Source organism: Sinimarinibacterium flocculans, from assembly GCF_003201205.1.
In the GTDB taxonomy this organism is placed as follows: domain Bacteria; phylum Pseudomonadota; class Gammaproteobacteria; order Nevskiales; family Nevskiaceae; genus Solimonas; species Solimonas flocculans.
The window spans coordinates 14,046-37,005 of the sequence record NZ_QICN01000002.1 but is presented as its reverse complement, the minus strand read 5'-3'; the positions used below and the strand labels follow the sequence as shown (position 1 = coordinate 37,005).

Genomic DNA, 22,960 nt, shown 5'->3' with positions numbered 1-22,960 from the left:
AGGGTATGCGATGAGTCGCGCAGACGACCATCAGGCGAGGGGGCAGTTCAGGTTCCGTTTCGGAACTGCCGAGTTCGATCAGGCGCGTTTCGAGCTGATCCTCGACGGTCGCGCCGTTCAGGCTGAGCGACGCCCGCTGGAACTTCTCGAGGTGCTGCTGATCCACGTCGGCGAGGTCGTTACGCACGAGGAGCTGCATGGAGCCGTGTGGCGCGATCGGGTGACCGAGCGCGACGTGCTCAAGCAGGCGATGGCGAAACTGCGTGTGGCCCTGGGGCCTGAGCACGCGGGCCGGATCACGACGGTTCCGCGCGTCGGCTATCGGTTCGATGGTCCGGTAGAGCGAATCGCCACCGGGCGCGGCATGGTCAGCGCGCTTTCACTGGAGCCCGGCATGGCAGTCCCGGGCCGCGATCCGTTCGTGCTCGAAGAGCAGCTATCGGGAACGGGCCTCAACGAGGTCTGGCTGGCCCGTGCGGCAGAATCTGCGCAGAGCCGGGTGTTCAAGTTTTGCGTGGATGGCGATGGTCTGGCTGCGCTCAAGCGGGAGGTGACGCTCTCCCGCTACTTGCTGCAGGAGCTGGGTCCGCGCGCCGACATCGCGCCGATCCTCGAGTGGAACTTTTCAGATCCTCCCTTTTACGTCGAGCGCGCCGATCACGGAACAGATCTGTTGCGTTGGTCTCAGTGCGACGATCGCCTGAGCGGACTATCCCGCGCGGAGCGCCTGGACTTGTTCCTGCAGATCACAGAGGCGGTGGCTGCGGCGCACAAGGTCGGCGTCATGCACAAGGACCTGAAGCCCGCCAATGTTCTGATTCGCGATTGCGCCGACGGGCGTCAGGTTTGTCTCACCGACTTCGGCTCGGGGCGGCTGATGGAGCCGCGACAGCTGGAGGCCCTGGGCATAACGGCCCTGGGGACTACCCTCGTATCGTCGGACAGTAGTGACGCCGATGGGGGCACTCCGCTGTATCTCGCGCCGGAAGTCGTGGCGGGGCAACCGGCGACGCTTCAGTCTGACATCTACGAAGACGCTGATGCTGTCGATGTTCTCGTGGCACCGCCCATGGTGAAGGGGCCCACGATCGTGGGTACGGTCGCACGGCCGGGCGGCGCCAGCGGCAATCAGTTCCTGGATGTTGCGGCCGTGGGTTCCCTGGCTTACGTGGCAGCGAATCAGCGTCTGCAGATCATCGATGTTTCCAGCGCAACAAGACCATCGATCATCGGTCAGACGGACTTGCCGAGCAGTGGTGCCCAAGCACTCGCACTTGTCGATGACCTTGCTTACATCGTCACTGCGCCTCAGAGTTATCTGCAGATCGTCAACGTCGGTAATCCGGCTGCGCCCACGGTCATCGGAAGCCTCGTCGGCGCGGGAGGCTATGGCATCGCCGTGCTCGGCGATTTCGCGTACATCGCCGGAGGCAACGATCTGGAGGTCGTCGACGTATCCGACCCCACGACGCCCGTCGAGGTGGGAACCTTGAGCACACCCGGTGATGCCCTGGGGGTCGCCGTTTCGGGCAGCCGCGCATATCTGGCCGCAGGTGACGCCGGCCTGCACGTCATCGACATCAGCAATCCAGCTGCGCCGCAACTGCTGGGCACGGCGAACACGCCGGGAGATGCTCAGGGTGTGGCGTGGGTCGACGGGTACGCCTATGTGGCAGACGGGACATCCGGCCTGCAGATCGTCGATGTGCGCGGGAGTGCAGCGCCCTTTCTGATCGTCGGCAGCGCTGACACGCCGGACGAGGCGCTGGACATCACCGTCTCTGGGCATACGGCCTATGTGGTCGATGATCGAGCGGGTGTTCAGATATTCGACGTGACCGATCACACGCTGCCGCTCAGCATCGGCAGCACGGATACTCCGGGACAGGCATCGGGTGTCGCGACCCTTGGGCGCTACATCTACGTCGCCGATGGCACCGCCGGCCTGCAGGTCATCGACGCGGCTAACCCGGCGGGCCCGACACTGGTCGGACGGGTCGAGACGGAGTCGACCGCATGGTCGATCGTGCGTGCCGGTGACTACGCGTACACCACGGAAAGCAACCGGCTGCGTGTGATCGATGTCACGGATCCTGCAGCGCCGAGGGTGGTGGGCAGCCTGGCCGAGGGTGGTAGCGGCAGCCTGCAGGCAGACATTGCTCTGGAGGCCGGCCGGGCCTACATGGCGCGCGACGGCTCTGGACTGTGGGTCGCAGACGTGACCAATCCGGCCGGTCCAGCCCTGATGGGCAGTATCGACCTGCCCGGACGTGAGCGCGGGCTCGCGCTCTCCCAAGGCTTTGCGTTTGTGGCATCGGAATCGGCTGGCCTGCATGTCGTCGACATCAGCAACGTTTCCGCGCCGGCATTGGTCAACACGCTCGAGACTCCGGGCGACCTGCCCCGCGCCGTCGCCATACAGGGCGACCGGGCCTACGTTGCCGATGGAGCGACCAATGCCGTCAATGCCGGCCTGCGGATCGTGGACATCAGCAATCCGGCCGCACCGGCCTTGATCGGCAGTATCAACACGCCGGACCAGCCCATGGCCGTCGAGGTTGCGAACGGCCTGGCCTTCGTTGCGGATCGCCTGTCAGGCCTCCAGATCGTGGATGTCAGCAACCCTGCTTCTCTCGCGATCGTCGGCAGCATCGACACACTAGGAGAGGCGATGGGCATCACCGTCAATGGCAATCGTGCCTTCGTTGCGGACAGCGATGGCGGACTCCAGGTGATTGACGTTCGCGATCCGGCCGCACCGGTGATCGTGTTTCAGCCCGCTACACCCGCACAGGCGCGGGACGTTGTCGTCGGAGACAATCTGGCCTACGTCGTCGGCGACACGCCAAACTTCTCGGAAGAGGGCTTGTTCATCTTCGAGGTGCCGACAGTCGGAGGCGTGGAATCCGACCGCGATGCGGATGGCATCCCCGACGTCACGGACAACTGCCCGGACGTGCCCAATCCGGACCAGAGCGACGCCGATGGCAACGGTGTCGGCGATGCGTGCGAGGCCAGATCGGTCTGCGATGACCAGGCTCCCCTGGTGCAGCTGGTCAGGCCGGGCGCCACTGCAAGCGGATTCGTTTCGGCCTCCTGCGTCGTCTGTTCCGTGACAGGTACGGCCAACACCACAGACGCCGATCCGGACAACTTCGCGACATTGGCGCCGTCGATCGGTGCGCAAGGTGCAGTGTCGCTACGCGTCAGCGACGCGATGGCTGTTTACCCGGGGGCGGGCATGGCCGGCTTCGTCGTTGCCTGGCCGGGAGCACCACTCAATGTCGAGCTTCTGAGAAGTCTGGTGATCACCACCTATCTGGATGGCGATCCGCAGGAGCTCGCCGACGTCGCAGGTGGAGTGCTGACAATTGATATCGCCGGCCTGCTGAGCGGCTCCGATCCGCTCTTTGTCGGCTTCGAGCCGTCGAAGCCGTTCAATGCACTGGAACTGTCCTACGGTGGTCTTGTGAACGTGCTCGGCGAGCTGAACGTCTACGGTGCCTGCGCCATGTCACCCCAATGACACGGGGACGCGCCGAGCCGGGTCGATTCGCCGGCGACCTTGATCTCTCTTCGAGCGCGCCGCAGCCCGCGCTAGCGCTCGGCCAGCGCTTCGTCGCGTTCCTTCTCGTATTCGGGGTAGGTCAGGCGCGCCTGTTCGCGGCAGTCGTCGCGTTCGGTGCGCGAGGATTGCACGTCGCAATCCTGTGCGCGCCATGCCTGGGTGCCTTCGTAGACGCCGCGGTTGCTGCAGGCCGCGAGCAGCGCAAGCGTTGCGCCGATGGCCGCGGCGAGGGCGGGCGATCGCATCGTTGGAATCCTCTTCGTCCGGACGAGCTGCAGTCTAGCCGGCGACCGTGTCGCGATGGCGACACCGGCTTCGATCAGTCCGCTTGCAGGCAGCCGTCCGCGAGCAGGTCGGCGCAGTCGATGCCGTAGGCCGGCAGATACAGCGCCGAGCGGAACTTGGCGCTGTAGACCGCCGCGGCGTCGGTGCCGGCGACGCTGCGCGAACGCAGGCGCGAGACCGCGGTGTCGTCGCGCTTCAGCCACAGGTCGAACCAGGCGCGGGTCAGGTGCGCCATCCGCCGCAGGCGCTGGGAGTCGGCCTCGCTGTTCTGGGTCGAGTATTGCGCCCAGGCTTCGTGCCGCAGGTCGCGCATCACGACCTGCATCGACGCGAGTCCGGCGCGGCGCCAGTAGTCGTACGCGTACTTCTTGCGGTCCGGCGGCGGATTGCTCGTGCCCGGATCGTCCGAGGCCTGGCCCATCGCCGGGACCAGCGGCGTGACCGGGGCGTTGGGTCGCGTGAGTTCGCCGCTGATCAGCGCACCGCCGAGCCCGCCCTGCGACGGCGTGCCCGGATCGCCGTGCCGCGTACTCGACAGGTTGTCCCAGGCGACGATCGCGCGCAGGCGGCGGTCCTCGCCCTGCTGCCAGCTCACCGCGCGCGCCGAGAGGCTGTGTCCGGCGGCGCCGAGGCGCGTGACGTCGGTATACGCGCGCGCCGGATTGCGCTCCGACAGCAGGAAGTTCAGCGCGCTGACCGTCGCGTCCGCATAGTTGTTCAAATCCTGTTCCGGTGCGTTGCCGGGCGAGCGCCCGACGCCCTGCGGATCGACCGTGACCGCGATGTAACCGTGGCCGGCGAGATCGCGCGCGGCCCAGTGGTACATCGATTCGTCCCCGCCCCCGGAGGCCGGCGTGATGACCACCGCCGGCAGCACGCTGCCGGACAGGTCCGTGCCGGCCGGTGCGAACAGCACGCCGTAGAGGCGCGTGCCATGCATCTGCGAGTCGAAGCTGACGTCGCAGATCTGCCAGTTCTTCTGCCACGCGAAGACCGGATGGACGGCGCTGGCGGGCGTGGCGCCGGACGGCGGCACCGGCGGGCAGTTCAGCTTCGTCGGCTCGGGCGTGGGTGTGGGGAGGGGTGTCGGCGTTGGCGTTGGCGTTGGCGTGGCGGCCGGCGTCGAGGTAGGCGCGGGCGACGGGGTCGGCGCGGCCGTCGGCGTGGCGGCGGGAGCGGGCGTTGCCGTCGGGGTCGGCGTGGCGGTGGCCGAAGGGGTGGGCGTCGATGCGACGGCCGGCGTCGGGCTTGCCGACGGCACGGCGCCATCGTTCTGCGCGGGTGCCGCGCCGGACGAGTCACCGCCGCCGCAGGCCGCCAGCAGCATCGAAACGGCGGCCAGCACACACACGTGGCCGCTCAGTCGCATCCGCACGGTTCACCCCCGCAAATCCCCGCGGCAAGGATGGCAAGGGTGGTGGCCGCGTGCTACGGGACTTGTCCTCAGGCCGCGGCGGCAGCGGGCCACCGCGCAGCGACCGGCAGCCGACGAGCGGCCGTGGACGCCGATCCGCCGTCAGCGCAAGATGCGCCGCCGGCGCCTGCCGGTCTGCCGACGAAGCTTCCGTGCCGATCCGAATCGCGGCTTTTCTTGCGGTCGCGGTGCTCTGCGCCTGTGCCGTCCAGCCCCCGGCCGGCAGTCTCGCCGGCGAGGTCACGATCGCCCGGTTCAGTCTCGACATCGACGGTCTGGAAAGCGGATTCCCGCAGCCGGGCGACGGCCTGATTCCCGACATCGCCGAAGCGCATCGTGTGCTCGGCGACATCCGCGAGGCGATCGAGACGCTGCGCACTCCGGAAGGGACCGTGGTCAAGACGACGGCCGATGCCGTGCTCGCGCAGATCGAACAGGCCTTGTCCACGCGCAGCCGCCTGACGCTGGCGCCGGTCGAGACGCTGCGCGGCCGCGTGCCGTATCTGCTCGGTTTCCCGCAGGGCGACGCCAAGGCGCTGGCCAGACAGGGCGTGGCGCCGCTGCTGGCGGAGATCGATGTCGACGTGAGCGTGCCCGACCAGGGCACGGGGTACTTCGCCTGGCTGGGCACCGGCACCGCGAAGACCAGCGGTCACCCGGAGATGATTCTGCAGATCAGCGTCGTCGATGCCGCGGCAAAGGTGGTGTGGCGCGACCAGGTCATCCTGCGCTCGCCGGACAAGGTCGTGCTCGACGAGCGCTGGCTGCTCGGCGTGAACGTCGAACGCTCGGTGTCCGACGGCAGCAGTCTGCCGGCGCTCGCGCGCCGGGCCACCGAGACCCTGGTCGACCGGTCGACACTGCGTCGCGGCTGACCCCCGCGGGTTCAGGGTGGCGGGCAGACGTCGTGCCCGTTGTCGAAGACCACCCGCCAGACACCGTCGGTGCCACGGCGCCAGGTCGAGTAGAAGCGGGCGATCACGCGGCCGTCCGGCGCCGACACCGGTCCTTCCGAATGTGCAAGAAGGCCGTCCGGCAGCGCCTCGACCAGATCCGGCGTCCACGAGAACGGGGCGTCGGCGGTGTCGAAGAACCGCTGCCAGTGCGCCAGCACGGCCGCCTTGCCACGCAGCGGGTGGCCGCCGTTGAGGAACACGGCATCGTCGGCGACGAAGGTCGCGAAAGCCTCGAAGTCGCGATCCGCCATGGTCCGCGCGAATGCCTGTTCGCGCACGCGTACCTCGTCGGCCGGCGGCATCGCGCGGGGCGCGGCCGGCAGCGCGGTGCAGGCGCCCAGCGATGCCAGCAGCATCAATGCCGCGGTGAGTCGCGCCGGTGCCGCAGACCGCATCGGGCTCGCAACCGGCTGCATCATCATCGGGCGTTCGCGACGGTCAGTCGGCCGGCGCGCGCAGCACGCGGCAGAAGAATTCGGTCTGGTCCGAGACCGCCCGCTCGAAGCCGTCGCCAACGTAGATGTCGAAGTGGCCGATGTCGTAACGGCGGATCTCCGCGCGGTCGCCGGCCGCGGCGGCGGTCTTCTCGGCGGCCGAGGCCGGTGCGACGCTGTCCTGCGTGCAGATGCAGATCAGCGTCGGACACGGCAGCCGGTGCGCCTTGGCGATCGGTCGGTACAGCGGCAGTTCCAGCAGCCAGCCGGCGGTGATCTCGTTGCGCCAGTCCGGCGGCACGATCGCGGTGTAGCCGCTCTGCGCATCCGCCGAAGTCATCACCCCCAGTTCGCCCGGCTCCGCGACCAGCGGAATGAGGTGACGGCGTCCCGACGGAATCAGCAGCGTATCCCACAGGGCATGCGCGGTGACGCGCAGCGCCTGCAAGGCCCCGGCGTAGCGGACCACATTGGTCAGTGCGGCAAAGCCGTCCATCATCGGGCCCTGGCTGCTGACCGCCTGGACGTGGCCGTCCTCGACGGCGGCGGTGACGACGTGACCTCCGGAGAACGAGCTGCCCCACAGCGCGATGCGCTTGGCGTCGACACCGTCGAGCTTGCGCGCACAGGCGATCGCCGCCGCCCAGTCGTCGAGCTGCGCGCGGATGTTGAAGTGCTGGCGCGGCTCGCCGTCGGAGTCACCGAAGTAGCGATAGTCGAACACCATTACATGCAGGCCGGCGGCCGCGAAGCGTTCGGCGAAGGCGTCGAGTCGCGCGGCGCGCACGCCGCCCAGTCCGTGCGCCATCACCACGCACGGGGCTGCGCCGCTGCCGGCGGCGAGGACCTCCGACTGCGGCCGGAAATGCGCGCCGCGCACGGTGACGCCATGGCTGTGGAACTCGATCGGTTCGAACTGCTCGCCCATCGGCGGCTCCCCGGAAAAGGTCTGGAACGGCAATTTAACCCCGTTTGGCCGCCGGCTGCGTTATCGAATGACGTCATCAGCCGGAGTCGTCAGTCATGTCACGGATACAGTGGATCAGTGTTGTCGGAATGGCCGCCCTGGTGGCGGCGTGCGCGCAGCCGGAACGCGAGGCGCCTTCCCGCATGCCCGTCGAGGAGGGGCGCGTCGCCGAGCTTGCCGAGCTGGGCGATGCCGCGGGGAAGCAGGAGGCGGCGCGGGAGCTGATCGCCGACCGCATGGCGATGTCGCCGCAGACCGCGGGCAAGCAGCATCAGGCGCCGACGAGGTCTGCAATCGCGCCTGCACCGATGCCGCCCGTGCACCGGCCGGCGCCGGTATCGCCGGAAGAGCGCGAGCGCTACGCGGCGTTCGACGATGCCGGTGTGCTGTGCGTCGCCGAATCGCCGGTATCGACCTTCAGTGTCGATGTCGACACCGGTGCCTACAGCAACGTGCGCCGCTGGCTGCGCAATGGGCGCCTGCCGCCGCAGGACGCCGTGCGCGTCGAGGAGTTCATCAACTACTTCGACTATGCCTACGCGCCGCCTCGCGATCGGTCCACGCCGTTCGCGACGCACGTCGAGATCGCGCCGACGCCGTGGAACGCGAAGACGCATCTGCTGCGCGTCGCCCTGCAGGGCTGGCGGCCCCAGGGGGAGCTGCCGCCGTCGAACCTGGTCTTCCTGATCGACGTCTCCGGATCGATGCACAGCGCGGACAAGCTGCCGCTGGTGCAGTCCTCGCTCAAGCTGCTGGTGCAGCAGCTGAGTGCCCGCGACCGCATCAGCCTGGTGGTCTATGCCGGACACAGCGGCGTCGTGCTCGAGCCGACGCCCGGTGATCGCAAGGCGCGGATCGCCGCCGTGATCGACGGCCTGACCGCCGGCGGCTCCACGGCGGGCGCGGCCGGCATCGAGCTGGCGTATTCGATGGCCCGGCAGGGCTTCATCGAGGGCGGCATCAACCGGGTGCTGCTCGCCACCGACGGCGACTTCAATGTCGGCGTCACCGACTTCGAGCAGCTCAAGGACCTGGTCGAGCGCGAGCGCGCGTCGGGGGTGGCGCTGTCGACGCTGGGCTTCGGCACAGGCAACTACAACGAGCACCTGATGGAGCAGCTGGCCGATGTGGGCAACGGCAACTACAGCTACATCGACGATCTCGCCGAGGGGCGTCGCGTCCTGGTGCAGGCGCGTGCGGCGACGCTGCAGACGATCGCCAAGGACGTGAAGATCCAAATCGAGTTCAACCCGGCGGTCGTCGCCGAGTACCGCCTGATCGGCTACGAGAACCGGGCGCTGGCACGCGAGGACTTCGCCAACGACAGGGTCGATGCCGGCGAGATCGGTGCGGGTCACAATGTCACCGCGCTCTACGAGATCGCGCTGGTCGGCAGCGGCGGCGAGCGCATCGAGGCGCTGCGCTACGGCGGCGCGAAGCCTGCCGGCACGGCCGACGAGATCGCGCACTTGCGACTGCGCTACAAGGCGCCTGACGGCGACAGCAGCAAGCTGATCGAGCGGCCGATCCGCCGCAGCCAGATCACGCGCGCGTTGGCGGCGAGCAGCGAGGACTTCCGCTTCGCCGCGGCGGTGGCCGGATTCGGCCAATTGCTGCGCGGCGGTCGCTACACTGAAGCCTGGACCTGGGACGATGCGCTGGCACTGGCGCGCGGCGCGCGCGGGGTAGATGCGCAAGGCTGGCGCGGCGAGTTCGTGCAGCTGGTGCAGCTCGCGCAAAGCCTGCAGCCGCAGCCGGCTCAGCAGGTCGGACACGCAGGGGAGGCTTGCGAGCTTGGAAGCGGGTGCGACTGAGACCTCGGATGAGAGGCTGATGCTGGCCTATGCGGGCGGCGATGCAGCGGCGTTCGAGCGGCTGTATCGCCGCCACAAGGACGCGCTGTACCGCTACTTCCTGCGGCATGTCGAGGCCGCCGATGCCGGCGAACTGTTCCAGGATGTCTGGCAGAAGCTGATCCAGGCGCGCGGCGGCTATCGCAGCGATGCCCCCTTCGCCGCCTGGCTGTACCGCATCGCGCACAACCGGCTCGTCGATCACTGGCGACGCGCACGACCGCACGACGAGTTGCCGGCCGACGCGGTCGACGCCGACGCGCGCGGCCCCGAGTCGCAGGTGGAGCACGACGACACGGCGCGGCGCCTGCTGGCGGCGCTCGCGCGCTTGCCCGCGGAGCAGCGCGAGATCATCGTGTTGCGCGAAGAGCGCAACCTCACGCTGGAGCAGATCGCCGACATCCAGGGCGTGGGCCGCGAGACCGTGAAGAGTCGCCTGCGCTACGCACTCGCCAAGTTGCGGGAGGCCTTCCATGACTGACGCCCGCACCGACGGTCCAAAGAACGATCGCGAACTCGAGGACTACCTCGCCGGTCGCCACCCCGTGTCGGCGCGCTATCGCGAGGCCGCCCGCGAGACGCCGCCGCCGGAACTCGATGCGGCGGTTCTCGCGGCAGCGCGCGCGGGCGTGGCGGCAGCGCCCAAGCGCCGCGCGCGCTGGCGCGTGCCGCTGGCCGCAGCGGCGACGATGGTGCTCGGCGTGAGTCTGGTCTCGCAGTTGCGGGATGAGGCCGTGCCGGTGTTGAACGAGGACCGGGCGACGGTGGCGCGGAAGGCGCGCGAAACCGCGATCGTCGAGTCGCTGGCGACCACGGATCAGGCGGCGCGCGGGATGGCTGCCGAGGCGCCGCCGCCCTCGGTCGCGGCGCAGGCCGCGCAGCCACCGGCACGTGAAGCGCGCAAGGCAGAAGAGGCGGAGTCCGCCAAGCGGGCGGCCCCACCGGCGGCGTCGGTCCTGGAACGACAGGGCACCGTACTGGGCGAGGCGGCCGCGCCGGCAGCGAGCGACGGGCAGTCCGCGCTTGCCGCACGCGAGCGGCCGGCCCCGGTTGCGCCTGCGGCACCCGAAGCGCGCGCCTTCGCGCTCGCGCCGCCGGTTCCGCTGTCCGATTCGGTGCCTCAGGCCGTGACGCTCGAGCGCAGGGTCGGCGCGACGCGGGAACTGCTCGCGCTGTTGCAGGCCCAGGACGCCGAGCGGTTGTCGCGGCATCTCGATGCGCGCCTGCCGGCGACGGCCGCGGAGGCAGCCATCATGCACTTTGCATCCGCGCACGCGGCGCGGTTGCTCGATCGCCAGGACGACGGCTGGCGCGTCGGGATCCAGGACGCCGCGGGCCGGGATCTGGGCACGATCCGGCTGCGGATCATCCCCGCGGGCTGGCAGATCCTCGCCCTGTCGCCGGCGTCCTGACACGCGCCTACAATGGCTGCAGCGAAGATGTCCTGAAAGGGAGGCTGGCCATGCGGATATCGAGACTGCGCACGAACCGGGTCTTGCCGGCGCTCGCGAGCCTGCTGCTGACCGGCTGCGCAACCTCGTCGGTCATCCAGAACCACGAGCGCGGGGCGCCGGTCTACTTCGGCGGCACGCGGCTGAACCTTGCCGCATTGACCTACGACGTCGACGCCCTCGACCGCTTTGCCGCCTACGGCATGCAGCCCCCGCGCTACCCGCTGGCCGATCTGCCACTGAGCCTGGCCGCAGACCTGGTGCTGACGAATCCGATCACGGCCTATCCGGGTCTCGTGTTCGCACAGACGTCGCGATAGGGCGTGCAGCAGACGCGCGTCGACGCGGTCTTCGCCGGACGCGTGCAGGCCATGCCCGGCGATGGACGCCCCACCGGCATCTTCAAGACGGCCGTCGTCGAACCGGTCCGGGTCGGTATCGAGGGGCTGGAGATCGACGCGCAGGCCGACCGTCGCGTGCACGGCGGGCCCGAGAAGGCCGTCCATCACTTTCCGGCGAAGAACCTGCTGCGCCTGCGCGCGGCGTTTCCCGCAGTCGCGGCACGACTGGTGCCGGGCAGTCTCGGCGAGAACCTGTCCACGGCCGCCTGGGACGAAACCGAGGTCTGCATCGGCGATGTCTATCGCCTGGGCAGCGTACGCCTACAGCTCAACCAGCCGCGCTCGCCGTGCTGGAAGATCGACGCCCGCTTCGGCGTCGATGGCATGACGCGCTTTGTCGCGGAACATGGCATCGCCGGCTGGTACTACCGCGTGCTGGAGCCGGGCAGGTTCGCGGCGGGTGACGTCCTGATGCTCGAAGAACGCGCGGCCGACGCCGTGAGCCTGCGCGAGTACTGGGATCTGCACGCCGCGACGCGTCCGGATCTCGCCGCCGTGCGGCGTGTCGTCGATGCGCCCGGTCTGGCGCCGGACAAGCGGGCGCGCTGGCGGCAGCGCCTGGAGTGGCTGCAGGCGCACGGCTGATCCACGCTGGCTGTGCGCGGCGGGTCGCGGTGCGCTATGGCGACACACGGTGCGCGCGATCACGGCGAGCGCCAGCAGCACCAGCACGGCACCCATGGCGCGATCGAGTCGGTGCGCATGCCGGTGCAGGCCGCGGCGCAGACCCGGATGCGACAGCAGCAGCGCGACGGTCGCGAACCACGCAAAGGTCGACAGCGGCAGCCACAGGGCCAGCACCAGCATCGTCGCCGTGCTCACCGGGCCGGCGACCACCGTCGTGAACAGGGCGACGAAGAACAGCGTCGCCTTGGGATTGAGCACATTGGTCGCCAGTCCGACGAGGTAGTTGCGCCAGGCATTCCCGCGCTCGGCGCGTCCGCCCATGTCGCCGTCCGCCGGCAGCGGTTGCGCGCGCAGGGCCTGCACGCCCATCCACAGCAGGAAGGCGGCGCCGGCGAGCGCGATGGCGTCGAGACTCCAGGGAAAATGCTGCGTGAGCCAGCGCAGGCCGAACAGGCCGTAGGCGACGTGGAACAGGATGCCGCTGCCGATGCCGGCCGCGGTCCAGACGCCGGCGGCACGCCCCAGCGCCAGCGACTGGCGCGTCACCATCGCGAAGTCCGGGCCCGGCGACATGACACCGAGTGCGTGCGCCGTCGCGACGGCGACGAACAGGGCCGCTCCGTCGAGGTTCATGCGGGCCCGGGGCCGGGTTCGGGTGCGACGTGGTCCCATCCGGGCCAGGGGCCATCCGGCGTTGGCGGGCGTTCGATGGTCCGGTGCTCGACCTGGTACTGCCGCATGCCGCGCGCCTCGTAGTTGGCCAGCGCCGCAGGCCCGTCCAGCGAGCAGGTGTGGACCCACACGCGACGCGCGCCCATCGCCCAGGCCTGCTCGATGCCGCGCGTGAGCAGGTGACCGCCGAGCCCGCGTCCGGTGAATTCGCGCATCAAACCGAAGTAGGCGATCTCCACGTCGTCGCCGGCCTGTAGCTCCAGCTCGACGTAGCCGGCGGGCGTGCCGTCGACATACAGCACCCAGGTCTGCAGTTGCAGCCGGTCCAGCCAGGCCATCCAGCGCGCGTAGCTCCAGCCCAGCCGGTCGCGCCAGAACCAGTGGCCGCCGACCGCCGTGTACAGGAAGCGGCTCAGCATCGGCAGCGGTGCGCGCGCCTGCATGATCAGCGGCTCGACGGCCGGCATGCGCGCAGGCCGCAGCATCGCGGGGTCGCGCATCTCCAGATACCAGGTGGTGACGAGGTCTTGCATGGCGTCGTCGTCGGCAAACGGTGCGGATGATAGCGGGCCGGCGACCGGTGCCATCGACGGCCGCGTCAGCCGTCACGCGCGCGGATCGGCTCGCGACGGGCCGCGGCTAGTCCAGCAGCCGTTTGCCTAGGCGCAGCGCCCGTCGTTCCAGCGCCTGTTGCCGGCGCGTCACCGCATCGCGCAGACGCAGATGCAGCAGCGGCTGGCCGGCGAGGCCGGCGGCCTCGAGGCCCTGCAGCAGCTGCGCGTGATCATGATGGCGGCCGAGCGTGTCGGCCAGCGACTTGAGCGCCGCGGGGTCCACGCCGGGCTCGCCGATCCGGCTGCCAACGAGCTGCGCCTGCGTCGCCAGATGCTTGACCCACTTGCGCCAGTCATGCAGCGCCTCGGCGGTCGGGTCGGCGCTCGCCCGCTTCCAGCGGCGACGGCAGCGGTGCCGCGTCTTCGCCAGCGCGGCGTGAAGGGTGGACTCGCCGACGTCGGGCAGGGTGAGGCTTTCGACATAGGTCGCGGCGGCGCGCAACAGCGTCGTCGCGCGCTCGTCGGCCGCGCCGTCGCCCTGCGTATCGCGCCGTTGCCGTGACGCCAGGTCGCGCAGCTGGCGGTACGCGGCCGCGTCGATCAGGCGCGCACGACGCAGGCTGAGCAGCGTCTGCAGGGCGACGTCGGCATCACGCCGGCCGGCGAGCTGTCGCGCCGCATCGCGCAACAGCCGGTCGATCAGCCGGTACTGCCCGGCGAGCTGGGGGCGCAGCAGCCGCAACCAGGCACGCAGCCGCTTGATCGACTTGCGCGTGGCATGGATATGCGCCGGCGTCGGTTCGGCGAGCGTCGCCTCGGCCTGTTTGCACTCGATGCGGGCGGCACCGAGCAGACTCGTCGGCAGCGGCGCACGCGGGTCGAGGTCGAAGGCCATGCGCCGCGCCCCGGCTCAGGCGGCGTACTGCCGCTCCAGGTAGTCGATGATGTCCGCCGACTCGAACATCTCGGTGTTCGTATTCGGGTCGATCAGGTAGGGCACCTGCACGCGACCGGTCCGCGCCAGCAGCGCCGCGCGGTTGCGGCCGCTGTCCGCCGGCGCCTTGAGCAGGCGGTCGCGCACCGCCGGCGGCCCCATATCGGTCCACGCCGCCTTGCCGGTGTTGCGCAGGATGTACGGCAGCTCGAGTTCGCACAGGCGCTCGCGCACCAGCCGCGAGTACGGGCTGGACTCGAAGCTGTACAGCTCCAGCGGCTGCTCGGGTGCCTTGGACGGTCGCGCACGCATGCCGGACAGCGGGCGCAGCGCGCTCGCGCCCATGCTGCCGAGGAGAAACAGGCTGCGCAGCGGCTCGGCATTGGCGCGGGCGTGACCGCCGTAGGTCTGCGCGAGATAGGCGGCGATGTCGCGCGACTCGTACATCCGCGTGCCGGTATTCGGGTCCTCCAGCAGCGGGAACTGCGCCTTGCCGCCCAGTTCGAGCGCCGTCGGCCGGAAACGCGTACCGCCCTTCGGGCACGGCAGGATCAGCACATCGAGGTCGAGTTCGGTCAGGGTTTGCCGGACCATGCGGCAGTACGGGCAGCCTTCGAACTCGTAGAGGCGCAGCAGCTCGGCTGGCGGCTCGCGTGCCGGCGCGAAGCAATCGGTGCCGCGCCAGAGCGCGGCGGTACTGGTGAGCACCGAGGCGGTGACCTTGAGGCCGTGGAGCATGGCGGACTTGGACCGGGGCACGGGGTCCGCCATTATGCGCAGGCCGCCGCCGACGCGCTCATGCCGCAGCGCAGCGCGAGGACCGGTGCTTCAAACCCCCGGCCGGCCGGCTGCATCCAAACCGGGTCATGACAGCAATGGCGTGGACAGCGGACAGGATTCCCGGCGTGCAGAGCGGCGCGAACGATGACGATCAGAACGCCGGCGATGCCGAGCTGGTGCGGCGGGCTGCGGCCGGCGATGCGCGCGCTTTCGAACGCCTGTACCGGGCCAATGTGGGCCGCGTGTACGGTTTGTGCGTGCGCCTGACCGATGGCGACCGCGCCAGGGCCGAGCAGTACACCCAGGACGCCTTCGTGCGTGCCTGGGAGAAGCTGGACGGCTTCCGCGGCGAGGCGCAGTTCTCGACCTGGCTGCACCGGCTGACCGTGAACCTGGTGCTGGGCGAGCGCCGCCTGCTGCGGCGCTGGGTCAGCTTCGACGACCACGTCGCCGCCGGCGAAGACGGCGAGGCGGCAGAGGCTGCCGCGTTCGGTGAGCACCCGCAGCAGCGTGTCGGCGACCGCATGGACCTGGAGCGCGCGCTGGCGAAGCTGCCCAGGGGCGCGCGCGCGGTGTTGATGCTTCACGACGTCGAGGGTTATCGCCACGACGAGATCGCGGCGCTGACCGGTATCGCGGTCGGCACGTCGAAGGCGCAGTTGCACCGTGCCCGCAAGCTGATGAAGGAGTGGTTGAGATGAATGCCGAAGATGAGCACGACGGAGAAGATCGCATCGAGGCCCTGCGTGAGCTGTCGCTGGACCGCGAACCGGAGCGGGATCTGTGGCCGGCGGTTGCGGCGCGCATCGAACCGCGCCGGTCGCGGAGGCACCGGCCCTGGCTCGGGGCGCTGGCGGCGTCGGCGCTGGTGGCTGCCGTGGTGCTGCAGTTGCGCCCGGATGCACCGCCGGTGACGGACGGCGAGGTCGCGGCGGTTCTCGCCGAGCCACTGCCGCGGGCCGGGCAGGTCATGCCGCAGCAGGACGCCCTGCTCAAGGCCAATCTCGCCATCGTCCAGGATGCGGAAAGCCAGCTGCGGCACGCGCTGGAGCTGGATCCGGAATCGGCGACCCTCAAACGCCTGCTGCTCAGCGTCGAGCAGCGGCAGGGCGATCTGCGCTCGCGGATCGGCCAGCAAGAGACCTGAAGGAGTACACGCCATGTTCAAGCAAGCACTGACGGCGACGGCGCTGTTGATCGCGCTGCCGGTGATCGCCGCCACGCCCATCGACGAGCGCCGCGCGCTCGCTGCCGACGGCCGGGTCGAGGTCAACAATCTTGCCGGTCTGATCGAGGTCGTCGGTTGGGACGAGAACGCCGTCCATCTGACCGGCGAACTGGGTGAGGATGTCGAGGCGCTCGAAATCGAAGGCGACCGCGAGCGCCTGTCGATTCACGTGCGCTACCCGAAGAAGTCGCGCCGCAGCGTCGAGGAAACGATGCTGCGTCTGCGCGTGCCGCACGGTGCGGCGCTGGACCTGAATGCCGTGAGTGCCGACGTGCGCGTCGTCGGTACGCGCGGCGATCTGCACGCCGCCAGCGTCAGCGGCGATGTGGACGTGCGTTTCGACGGCGAGCGCCTGCGACTCAACAGCGTCAGCGGCGACGTCAGCGTGCAGTCGGCGGCGACCGACAGCGAGCTGCGCACGGTCAGCGGCGATGTCGTTGCGCGCGGGCTGCGCGGGGAGCTCAAGGCCGAAACGGTCTCCGGCGATATCGATCTGATCGGCGGGGACTTCAGCGATCTGGCAGGCGAGACCGTTTCCGGTGACCTGCAGCTGTCGGTGCGCCTGCTGCCGAAATCGCGACTGCGCGCGGAGTCCCTGTCCGGAGACGTGCGCCTGCGGCTGGTCGACACCGGCGACGTGCGCCTGTCGATGAAGACCTTCAGTGGCAGCCTGCGCGGGCGGCCGTCAAAGCCGGTGTCCGGCGATCAGCGCAGCGCCGAGTACACGCTGGGTGCCGGCACGGCGCGCGCCGAACTGAGCACCTTCAGCGGCGACATCGTCATCGAACGCTGAGAAAGCCGTCCGGCTCTCAGTGCCGGAAGTGGCGCACGCCGGTGAATACCATCGCCATGCCGGCTTCGTCGGCCGCCGCGATCACTTCCGCATCGCGCATTGAGCCGCCGGGCTGGATCACCGCGGTGATGCCGGCGGCGGCCGCGGCGTCGATGCCGTCGCGGAACGGGAAGAAGGCGTCGGACGCCATCACCGAACCGCGGACCTCGAGCTTCTCGTCAGCGGCCTTGATGCCGGCGATCTTCGCCGAGTAGACGCGACTCATCTGGCCGGCACCGACGCCGATGGTCATGCGGTCCTTGGCGTAGACGATGGCGTTGGACTTGACGAACTGCGCGACCTGCCAGGCGAACAGCAGATCGTGGATCTCGGCCTCGGTCGGCGCGCGCGTGCTCACGATCTTCAGATCGGCGCGCTGCGTCGACAGTGCATCGACGTCCTGCACCAGCAGGCCGCCGGCAACCCGCTTGTAGTCCCAGCTCGGTGCGCGCGTTGCGGGGAAGGCCCCGCAGTCGAGCAGACGAACGTTCTGCTTGGCGGCGGCGGCGGCGCGGGCCTCGGCGCTGATGGCCGGCGCGATGATCACCTCGACGAACTGGCGCTCGATGATGCGTCGCGCGGTGTCGCCGTCCAGCTCGCGGTTGAACGCGATGATGCCGCCGAACGCCGACGTCGGATCGGTGCGGAACGCCTCGTCGTAGGCCGCGCCGATATTCTCGCGCACGGCGACGCCGCAGGGGTTGGCGTGCTTCACGATCACGCAGGCCGGCTCGGCGAAGCTGCGCACGCACTCGAGTGCGGCATCGGCGTCGGCGATGTTGTTGTACGACAGCTCCTTGCCCTGCAGCTGGCTGGCGCCGGCGATCGTGCCGGATTCGGCGCCGCGCTCGACGTAGAACGCCGCCTGCTGGTGCGGGTTCTCGCCATAGCGCAGCGTCTGCTTGCGGTCGAACTGCAGGCCGAGCACGCCGGGAAAGCGGTCGCGGCTGCCATCGTCGGCGAGGCTCGACAGGTAGGCACTGACCGCAGCGTCGTAGCGCGAGGTCAGGGCATAGGTCTTGAGCGCGAGCTTCTCGCGCGTGGCCTGCGTGACGCCGCCGGCGTCGATCTGCGCGAGCACGTCGGCGTAGTCGGCCGGGTCGGTCAGCACCGTGACCCAGGCGTGGTTCTTCGCCGCGGCGCGCAACATGGCCGGACCGCCGATGTCGATGTTCTCGATGGCATCGGCGCGCGTGCAGTCGGGTCTGGCGACCGTGGCCTCGAACGGATACAGGTTGACGACGAGCAGGTCGATGCCGGCAATGCCATGTTCGGTCATCACCGCGCCGTCGATGTCACGGCGCCCGAGCAGGCCACCATGGATCTTCGGATGCAGGGTCTTGACGCGCCCGTCCATGATTTCGGGAAAGCCCGTGTGCGCCGACACCTCGGTCGCGTCGAGCCCCGACTCCCGCAGCAGCTTGTAGGTGCCGCCGGTCGACAGCAGCGCGATGTTGCGTGCGGCCAGTTCGCGGGCGAACTCGACGATGCCGGTCTTGTCGGAAACGGACAGCAGGGCGCGGGAGACGGGCGTCTTCATGGAGTCTTGCGGGCAGCGGTGGAAGAAGAAAGGGCCGCGCAGCGACCGGACCGGATCACAGCTTGTGCGAGTCGGCGCTGATCTTGTGCTGCTTGAGCTTCTTGCGCAGCGTCGCGCGGTTCAGTCCGAGCATGTCGGCGGCGCGCGACTGGTTGCCGTGGCAATAGCGCAGCGTCGCCCGCAGCAACGGCGGCTCGACCTGATCCAGAAACAGGTCGTAGAGATTCTGCGGTGCGTGACCGTTGAGCGTGCGGAAGAAATCGTCCAGCGATTCCTGTACCGAGTGCCCGAGTGGTTTGATGTCTGAAGAACGCAAGGGTGCCATCGTCTGTTCCTGACATGCTGTGCCTGCGCGCGCGAACGCGACGCCATTGGCCCGGTATTCGGGGGGGCACCGGTCAAGGGGGCGGCAATCATACTCCCGCGCCCGTGCCGAAAAAAGCACCACGTGCACGAATCGCAAATCCCGCGATGCGGTTCCATGCGCGCAGCGGTTCGAGGCGCCGACGACATCCGCACTGTCACAATCGATCGTGCAGTTGCAGCGCGATCTTCGCTTTGCGACGTAAGGCGCGATGGCGCCGAGGATTCGTTACGCGGTTCGCTTGTCCGCGCGGCGACCGGCGATGCGTGTCCAGCCTTCGCGACTTGCGTCGTCGTCGAACTCGAACCACGGTGCGTAGGCCGCACGCACCTCGTCGCGCTGGCGGTCGAGCAGGCCGGCGAGCGCGATGCACCCGTCGTTGCGCGTGCACGCCGCAAGTTGCGGTGCGAGTTCGACGAGCGGATTCGCGAGGATGTTGGCAACGACGACATCGGCAGCCTCGGGCGGGAACGCGTCGGGCAGCATGGCCTCGATGCGCGTAGCGACACCGTTGGCCACCGCGTTGTCCCGCGTCGCCTGGACCGCCTGCGGATCGATGTCGACACAGACCGCTCGCGTCGCGCCGAGCAGCAGGGCTGCGATCGCCAGCACGCCGGAGCCGCATCCATAGTCGAGGACGGTCTTGCCGCGCAGGTCCTGTACCGCGAGCCATTCGAGACACAGGGCGGTGGTCGGATGCGTGCCGGTGCCGAAGGCCAGGCCCGGATCGAGCCTGAGAATCACGGCATCGGCCTGCGTGACCTCGTGCAGCTTCTCGTGCGGCACGACCCACAGACGATCGCCGAAGCGCAGTGGCGGACAGTCCTCGAGCCACACCCGCACCCAGTCGCGATCCTCGACCAGTTCGTGATCGAGTGTCACGGTCTCGCCGTCCGGCAGCAGCTCGCGCAGGCTCGTGGCGATCGCGACGAGATCCGCGTGCTCGGCGAGCAGGCCCACCGTCACGGTATGAGCCCACAGCGGTGTTTCGCCCGGAGGCGGTTCGAGCACCGGGTCGTCGACGGCATCGACGAAGCTGACGGCACTGGCGCCGTGAGCGAGCAGCACCTCCTCGGCAAACTCGGGATGACGGGAGCGGACGCGGAGCTGAAGCCAGGCCATGGTGTCGGGGGGGCGGGTGGGGAATCAGTCGTCGCCGTGCAGGCGTTCGACGCGCGTATCGAGCGCGCCCTGCGACAGGACGACGTGCACGGCGGCACCGATACGGGTGCGCGTCGCATCGGTGAGTGCGCGACCCTCGGCATCGAGGGCAATGGCATAGCCGCGCTTGAGGATCGCTCGCGGGTCGAGGCCGGCAAGCTGTGTGTTGCTGCGCTGCCAGCGTGCGTCGGCGCGCGTCATCAGGCGCTGCTGCGCGGCGGCCAGTCGCGCACACAGTTCGTCGATGCGTCGCTGGCGCTGCTGGATGCGCCGCGCCGGGGCGTGCAGCGCCAGCTGCGTCTGCAGTTGTGCCAGCCGCTGGCGGCGACCGTCGATGCGCGATCTCAGTGCGTGCGCCACGCGCTGAGCCAGCTCGTCGAGCCGCTGCGCGGCCTCGTGCAGTCGCCGCTGCGGATGCTGCGCGAGCAGGCGCGCGTCGAGTGCGCGCTGTCGTTCGCGCAGCCTGAGCGACAGGCGCTCGACCGCGAGCCGGCTGCGGGTTTCGAACGAGGCGATGTCGCGACGCCATTCGGTGGCGTCGGGGGTCGCGCGTTCTGCGGCGGCGGTGGGCGTCGGTGCACGCAGATCGGCGGCGAAGTCGGCGATGGTGACGTCCACCTCGTGGCCGACACCGCAGATGACCGGCACCGCGCAGGCGCGGATCGCGCGTGCGACGCGCTCATCGTTGAACGCCCACAGGTCTTCCGGCGAGCCGCCACCGCGAACCAGCAGCAGCACGTCGACCGGCGCGCGCCGTGGCAGTTCGGCCAGTGCTCTCACAATGGCGGCCGGCGCCTCGGTGCCCTGTACCGGGACCGGGAAAAGGTGAACCGGTGCCAGCGGATAGCGGCGTGCGAGGGTGCTCAGCACATCCTGGACTGCGGCGCCGGTCGCCGACGTGACCAGCCCGATCGCCCGCGGCAGGCGCGGCAGCGGTCGCTTGATCGCCTCGTCGAAGAGCCCCTCCGCGGCCAGGTGCTTCTTGAGTTCCTCGAACGCCCGCAACAGGGCGCCTTCGCCCGCCGGCTCCATGTGTTCGCACACGAGCTGTAGTTCGCCGCGTGCGACATAGATGCCTGGCTGCGCGCGGACCAGGACCTGATCGCCGTCCTTCGGCGGCGGTCGCACGTGGATGTTGGCATTGCGGAACATGGCGCACCGCAGCTGACCGCGGGCATCCTTGAGCGTGAAGTACCAGTGCCCCGAGGCGGGGCGCGAGAAGTTGGAGATCTCACCCTGCACCCAGACCCGTGGCAGGGCATCCTCGATCAGGGCTCGCAGAATCTCGACGAGTTCGCCGACCTCGTAGACGGTGCGGCCAGGCGGGGTGCGGCCGGGTGGAACGCTCATGGCGCGAACTCTAGCACCCGGTGCCGCGAACGCGGGCGGCATCGGCTATAATGACGCGCTTCATCCAAGGCCCGCACCCGCCATGCGCATCCTGACCGAAGCACTCACTTTCGACGACGTGCTGCTGTTGCCCGCGTACTCGGAGGTGCTGCCCCGCCAGGTCGATCTGCGCACGCCGCTGACGCGGCGCATCGTGCTCAATATTCCCCTGCTGTCCGCAGCGATGGACACCGTGACCGAGTCGCGGCTGGCGATCGCGCTGGCGCAGGAGGGCGGCATCGGCATCATCCACAAGAACATGGACGCCGAGCGCCAGGCTGCCGAGGTGCGCGCGGTCAAGAAGTACGAGTCCGGCGTCATCACCGACCCGATCGTCGTCCCGCCGACGATGACCATCGGCGAGGTGCTCAAGCTCACGCGCGCCAACCGTATCTCCGGCGTACCCGTGGTCGACGGCGAGGACCTCGTCGGCATCGTCACCAGCCGCGACCTGCGTTTCGAGACGCGCTACGGCGAGCCGGTGTCCAAGGTGATGACGCCCAAGGCGCGACTGGTCACGGTGCAGGAAGGGGCGTCCAAGGAGGAAGTGGTCGCCAAGCTGCACGAGCACCGCATCGAAAAGGTGCTGGTGGTGAACGACAAGTTCCAGCTGCGCGGGATGATCACGGTCAAGGACATCCAGAAGTCGACCGACTACCCGATGGCGTCGAAGGACGAGCACGGCCGCCTGCGCGTCGGCGCCGCGGTCGGCACCGGCGGCGACACCGACGAGCGCGTTGCACGGCTGGTCGATGCCGGAGTCGACGTCGTCGTCGTCGATACCGCGCACGGGCACTCCAAAGGCGTGATCGACCGCGTCGCCGCGATCAAGAAGGCTTACGGCGACAGGTTGCAGGTCGTGGGCGGCAATATCGCCACGGCCGACGCTGCGCTGGCGCTGGCGGATGCCGGTGCGGATGCGGTGAAGGTCGGCATCGGCCCCGGCTCGATCTGCACGACGCGCGTCGTCGCCGGCGTCGGCGTGCCCCAGATCAGCGCGGTGATGCACGTCGCCGAGGCGCTGAAGAACAAGGACCTGCCGCTGATCGCCGACGGCGGCGTGCGCTACTCCGGTGATTTCTCCAAGGCGCTGGCAGCCGGCGCCTACGCGGTGATGGTCGGCTCGATGCTGGCCGGCACCGAGGAGGCGCCGGGCGAGGTCGAGCTCTACCAGGGGCGTTCGTACAAGTCCTATCGCGGCATGGGTTCGCTCGGCGCGATGGCGCAGGGCTCCAAGGACCGCTACTTCCAGGACACGACGTCCGAAGTCGAGAAGCTGGTGCCGGAAGGCATCGAGGGGCGTGTGCCGTACAAGGGGCCGATGGCGGCGATAGTCCACCAGATGATCGGCGGCCTGCGTGCCACCATGGGCTACACCGGTTGCGCGACCGTGGAGGAACTGCGCACGCGCACGCGCTTCGTCAAGATCACCTCGGCCGGCATCAAGGAGTCGCACGTCCACGATGTCAGCATCACCAAGGAAGCACCCAATTACCGCGTGGAGTGATCCACTGCGCATGCCCCGGTTCGCCGGGGCTTTTTCGTTGAGA

At 69.3% G+C, this 22,960-nt stretch carries 22 protein-coding genes and 1 pseudogene; 11 read left to right on the top strand and 12 right to left on the bottom strand.

Annotated features, from left to right (window positions below):
• Positions 1-10: 10 nt before the first annotated feature.
• Positions 11-3,526 (top strand): protein kinase domain-containing protein, encoded by a 3,516-nt coding sequence (locus C8D93_RS03945; RefSeq protein WP_110263879.1) that lies wholly within the window; start codon positions 11-13, stop codon positions 3,524-3,526.
• Between the two features lie 71 nt (positions 3,527-3,597).
• Here the strand turns inward: C8D93_RS03945 and C8D93_RS03940 are convergent, their stop codons facing one another.
• Both C8D93_RS03940 and C8D93_RS20880 read right to left on the bottom strand, forming a co-directional pair.
• Positions 3,598-3,813, bottom strand: coding sequence for a hypothetical protein (locus C8D93_RS03940; RefSeq protein WP_110263878.1), 216 nt, complete (start codon positions 3,811-3,813; stop codon positions 3,598-3,600).
• A gap of 74 nt (positions 3,814-3,887) precedes the next feature.
• Complete coding sequence (locus C8D93_RS20880) at positions 3,888-5,228, bottom strand: alpha/beta hydrolase family protein (RefSeq protein WP_211307196.1); 1,341 nt, start codon at positions 5,226-5,228, stop codon at positions 3,888-3,890.
• A gap of 191 nt (positions 5,229-5,419) precedes the next feature.
• Here C8D93_RS20880 and C8D93_RS03930 point away from each other — a divergent pair, with 191 nt between their 5' ends.
• Positions 5,420-6,142, top strand: coding sequence for a hypothetical protein (locus tag C8D93_RS03930; protein WP_110263877.1), 723 nt, complete (start codon positions 5,420-5,422; stop codon positions 6,140-6,142).
• Positions 6,143-6,153: 11 nt separating this feature from the next.
• Here C8D93_RS03930 and C8D93_RS03925 read toward each other — a convergent pair whose 3' ends face one another.
• Both C8D93_RS03925 and C8D93_RS03920 read right to left on the bottom strand, forming a co-directional pair.
• Complete coding sequence (locus C8D93_RS03925; RefSeq protein ID WP_245903810.1) at positions 6,154-6,645, bottom strand: YybH family protein; 492 nt, start codon at positions 6,643-6,645, stop codon at positions 6,154-6,156.
• Positions 6,646-6,661: 16 nt separating this feature from the next.
• Positions 6,662-7,585, bottom strand: a complete 924-nt coding sequence (locus tag C8D93_RS03920) for an alpha/beta hydrolase (RefSeq protein WP_110263876.1) — start codon at positions 7,583-7,585, stop codon at positions 6,662-6,664.
• A gap of 95 nt (positions 7,586-7,680) precedes the next feature.
• Here C8D93_RS03920 and C8D93_RS03915 point away from each other — a divergent pair, with 95 nt between their 5' ends.
• The 5 genes and pseudogenes from C8D93_RS03915 to C8D93_RS21065 all read left to right on the top strand — a co-directional run.
• Positions 7,681-9,438, top strand: a complete 1,758-nt coding sequence (locus C8D93_RS03915) for a vWA domain-containing protein (RefSeq protein WP_110263875.1) — start codon at positions 7,681-7,683, stop codon at positions 9,436-9,438.
• Between the two features lie 19 nt (positions 9,439-9,457).
• A complete protein-coding gene (locus tag C8D93_RS03910; protein ID WP_211307195.1) occupies positions 9,458-9,958 on the top strand; it encodes a sigma-70 family RNA polymerase sigma factor in 501 nt (166 codons plus the stop codon).
• The gene (locus C8D93_RS03905; RefSeq protein ID WP_110263873.1) at positions 9,951-10,889 is read left to right on the top strand and encodes a hypothetical protein; all 939 of its coding nucleotides are present in this window, start codon (positions 9,951-9,953) and stop codon (positions 10,887-10,889) included. The genes C8D93_RS03910 and C8D93_RS03905 overlap by 8 nt, the downstream gene beginning before the upstream one ends.
• Positions 10,890-10,939: 50 nt before the next feature.
• Complete coding sequence (locus C8D93_RS03900; protein WP_110263872.1) at positions 10,940-11,248, top strand: YceK/YidQ family lipoprotein; 309 nt, start codon at positions 10,940-10,942, stop codon at positions 11,246-11,248.
• Between the two features lie 51 nt (positions 11,249-11,299).
• Positions 11,300-11,677 (top strand): annotated as a pseudogene (locus C8D93_RS21065) (MOSC domain-containing protein); the annotation flags it as partial.
• Here the strand turns inward: C8D93_RS21065 and C8D93_RS21060 are convergent.
• From C8D93_RS21060 to C8D93_RS03875, 4 genes are all read right to left on the bottom strand, one after another.
• Positions 11,591-12,529 carry a LysE family translocator gene (locus C8D93_RS21060; protein WP_281269289.1) on the bottom strand — a complete coding sequence of 313 codons (939 nt, stop codon included), beginning with the start codon at positions 12,527-12,529 and terminating at the stop codon, positions 11,591-11,593. The pseudogene C8D93_RS21065 and the gene C8D93_RS21060 overlap by 87 nt on opposite strands.
• A gap of 56 nt (positions 12,530-12,585) precedes the next feature.
• The gene (locus C8D93_RS03885; RefSeq protein ID WP_110264335.1) at positions 12,586-13,161 is read right to left on the bottom strand and encodes a GNAT family N-acetyltransferase; all 576 of its coding nucleotides are present in this window, start codon (positions 13,159-13,161) and stop codon (positions 12,586-12,588) included.
• A 106-nt stretch (positions 13,162-13,267) separates the two neighbouring features.
• The gene (locus tag C8D93_RS03880) at positions 13,268-14,077 is read right to left on the bottom strand and encodes a CHAD domain-containing protein (RefSeq protein ID WP_110263870.1); all 810 of its coding nucleotides are present in this window, start codon (positions 14,075-14,077) and stop codon (positions 13,268-13,270) included.
• A gap of 15 nt (positions 14,078-14,092) precedes the next feature.
• Entirely contained in the window at positions 14,093-14,854 is a 762-nt protein-coding gene (locus C8D93_RS03875; protein ID WP_110263869.1) for a glutathione S-transferase N-terminal domain-containing protein, read from the bottom strand.
• A gap of 158 nt (positions 14,855-15,012) precedes the next feature.
• Here C8D93_RS03875 and C8D93_RS03870 point away from each other — a divergent pair, with 158 nt between their 5' ends.
• From C8D93_RS03870 to C8D93_RS03860, 3 genes are read left to right on the top strand one after another with little or no spacing between them, the layout of a single operon-like run.
• Positions 15,013-15,597, top strand: a complete 585-nt coding sequence (locus tag C8D93_RS03870; RefSeq protein ID WP_422635958.1) for an RNA polymerase sigma factor — start codon at positions 15,013-15,015, stop codon at positions 15,595-15,597.
• The gene (locus C8D93_RS20575; protein ID WP_170123883.1) at positions 15,594-16,043 is read left to right on the top strand and encodes a hypothetical protein; all 450 of its coding nucleotides are present in this window, start codon (positions 15,594-15,596) and stop codon (positions 16,041-16,043) included. Before C8D93_RS03870 ends, C8D93_RS20575 begins: the two co-directional genes overlap by 4 nt.
• A 13-nt stretch (positions 16,044-16,056) precedes the next feature.
• The gene (locus C8D93_RS03860; protein ID WP_170123882.1) at positions 16,057-16,917 is read left to right on the top strand and encodes a DUF4097 family beta strand repeat-containing protein; all 861 of its coding nucleotides are present in this window, start codon (positions 16,057-16,059) and stop codon (positions 16,915-16,917) included.
• A 16-nt stretch (positions 16,918-16,933) separates the two neighbouring features.
• On the opposite strand, the gene purH is transcribed toward C8D93_RS03860, so the two are convergent.
• From purH to xseA, 4 genes are all read right to left on the bottom strand, one after another.
• On the bottom strand, positions 16,934-18,496 hold the full coding sequence (gene purH / locus C8D93_RS03855) for a bifunctional phosphoribosylaminoimidazolecarboxamide formyltransferase/IMP cyclohydrolase (protein ID WP_110263866.1): 1,563 nt from the start codon (positions 18,494-18,496) through the stop codon (positions 16,934-16,936).
• Positions 18,497-18,551: 55 nt separating this feature from the next.
• Positions 18,552-18,821 carry a helix-turn-helix domain-containing protein gene (locus C8D93_RS03850; RefSeq protein WP_110263865.1) on the bottom strand — a complete coding sequence of 90 codons (270 nt, stop codon included), beginning with the start codon at positions 18,819-18,821 and terminating at the stop codon, positions 18,552-18,554.
• Between the two features lie 267 nt (positions 18,822-19,088).
• On the bottom strand, positions 19,089-19,982 hold the full coding sequence (prmA, locus tag C8D93_RS03845) for a 50S ribosomal protein L11 methyltransferase (protein WP_110263864.1): 894 nt from the start codon (positions 19,980-19,982) through the stop codon (positions 19,089-19,091).
• A gap of 24 nt (positions 19,983-20,006) precedes the next feature.
• Positions 20,007-21,371 carry an exodeoxyribonuclease VII large subunit gene (xseA, locus tag C8D93_RS03840; RefSeq protein ID WP_110263863.1) on the bottom strand — a complete coding sequence of 455 codons (1,365 nt, stop codon included), beginning with the start codon at positions 21,369-21,371 and terminating at the stop codon, positions 20,007-20,009.
• Between the two features lie 82 nt (positions 21,372-21,453).
• Here xseA and guaB point away from each other — a divergent pair, with 82 nt between their 5' ends.
• Positions 21,454-22,917, top strand: a complete 1,464-nt coding sequence (gene guaB, locus C8D93_RS03835; protein WP_110263862.1) for an IMP dehydrogenase — start codon at positions 21,454-21,456, stop codon at positions 22,915-22,917.
• Positions 22,918-22,960: the final 43 nt, after the last annotated feature.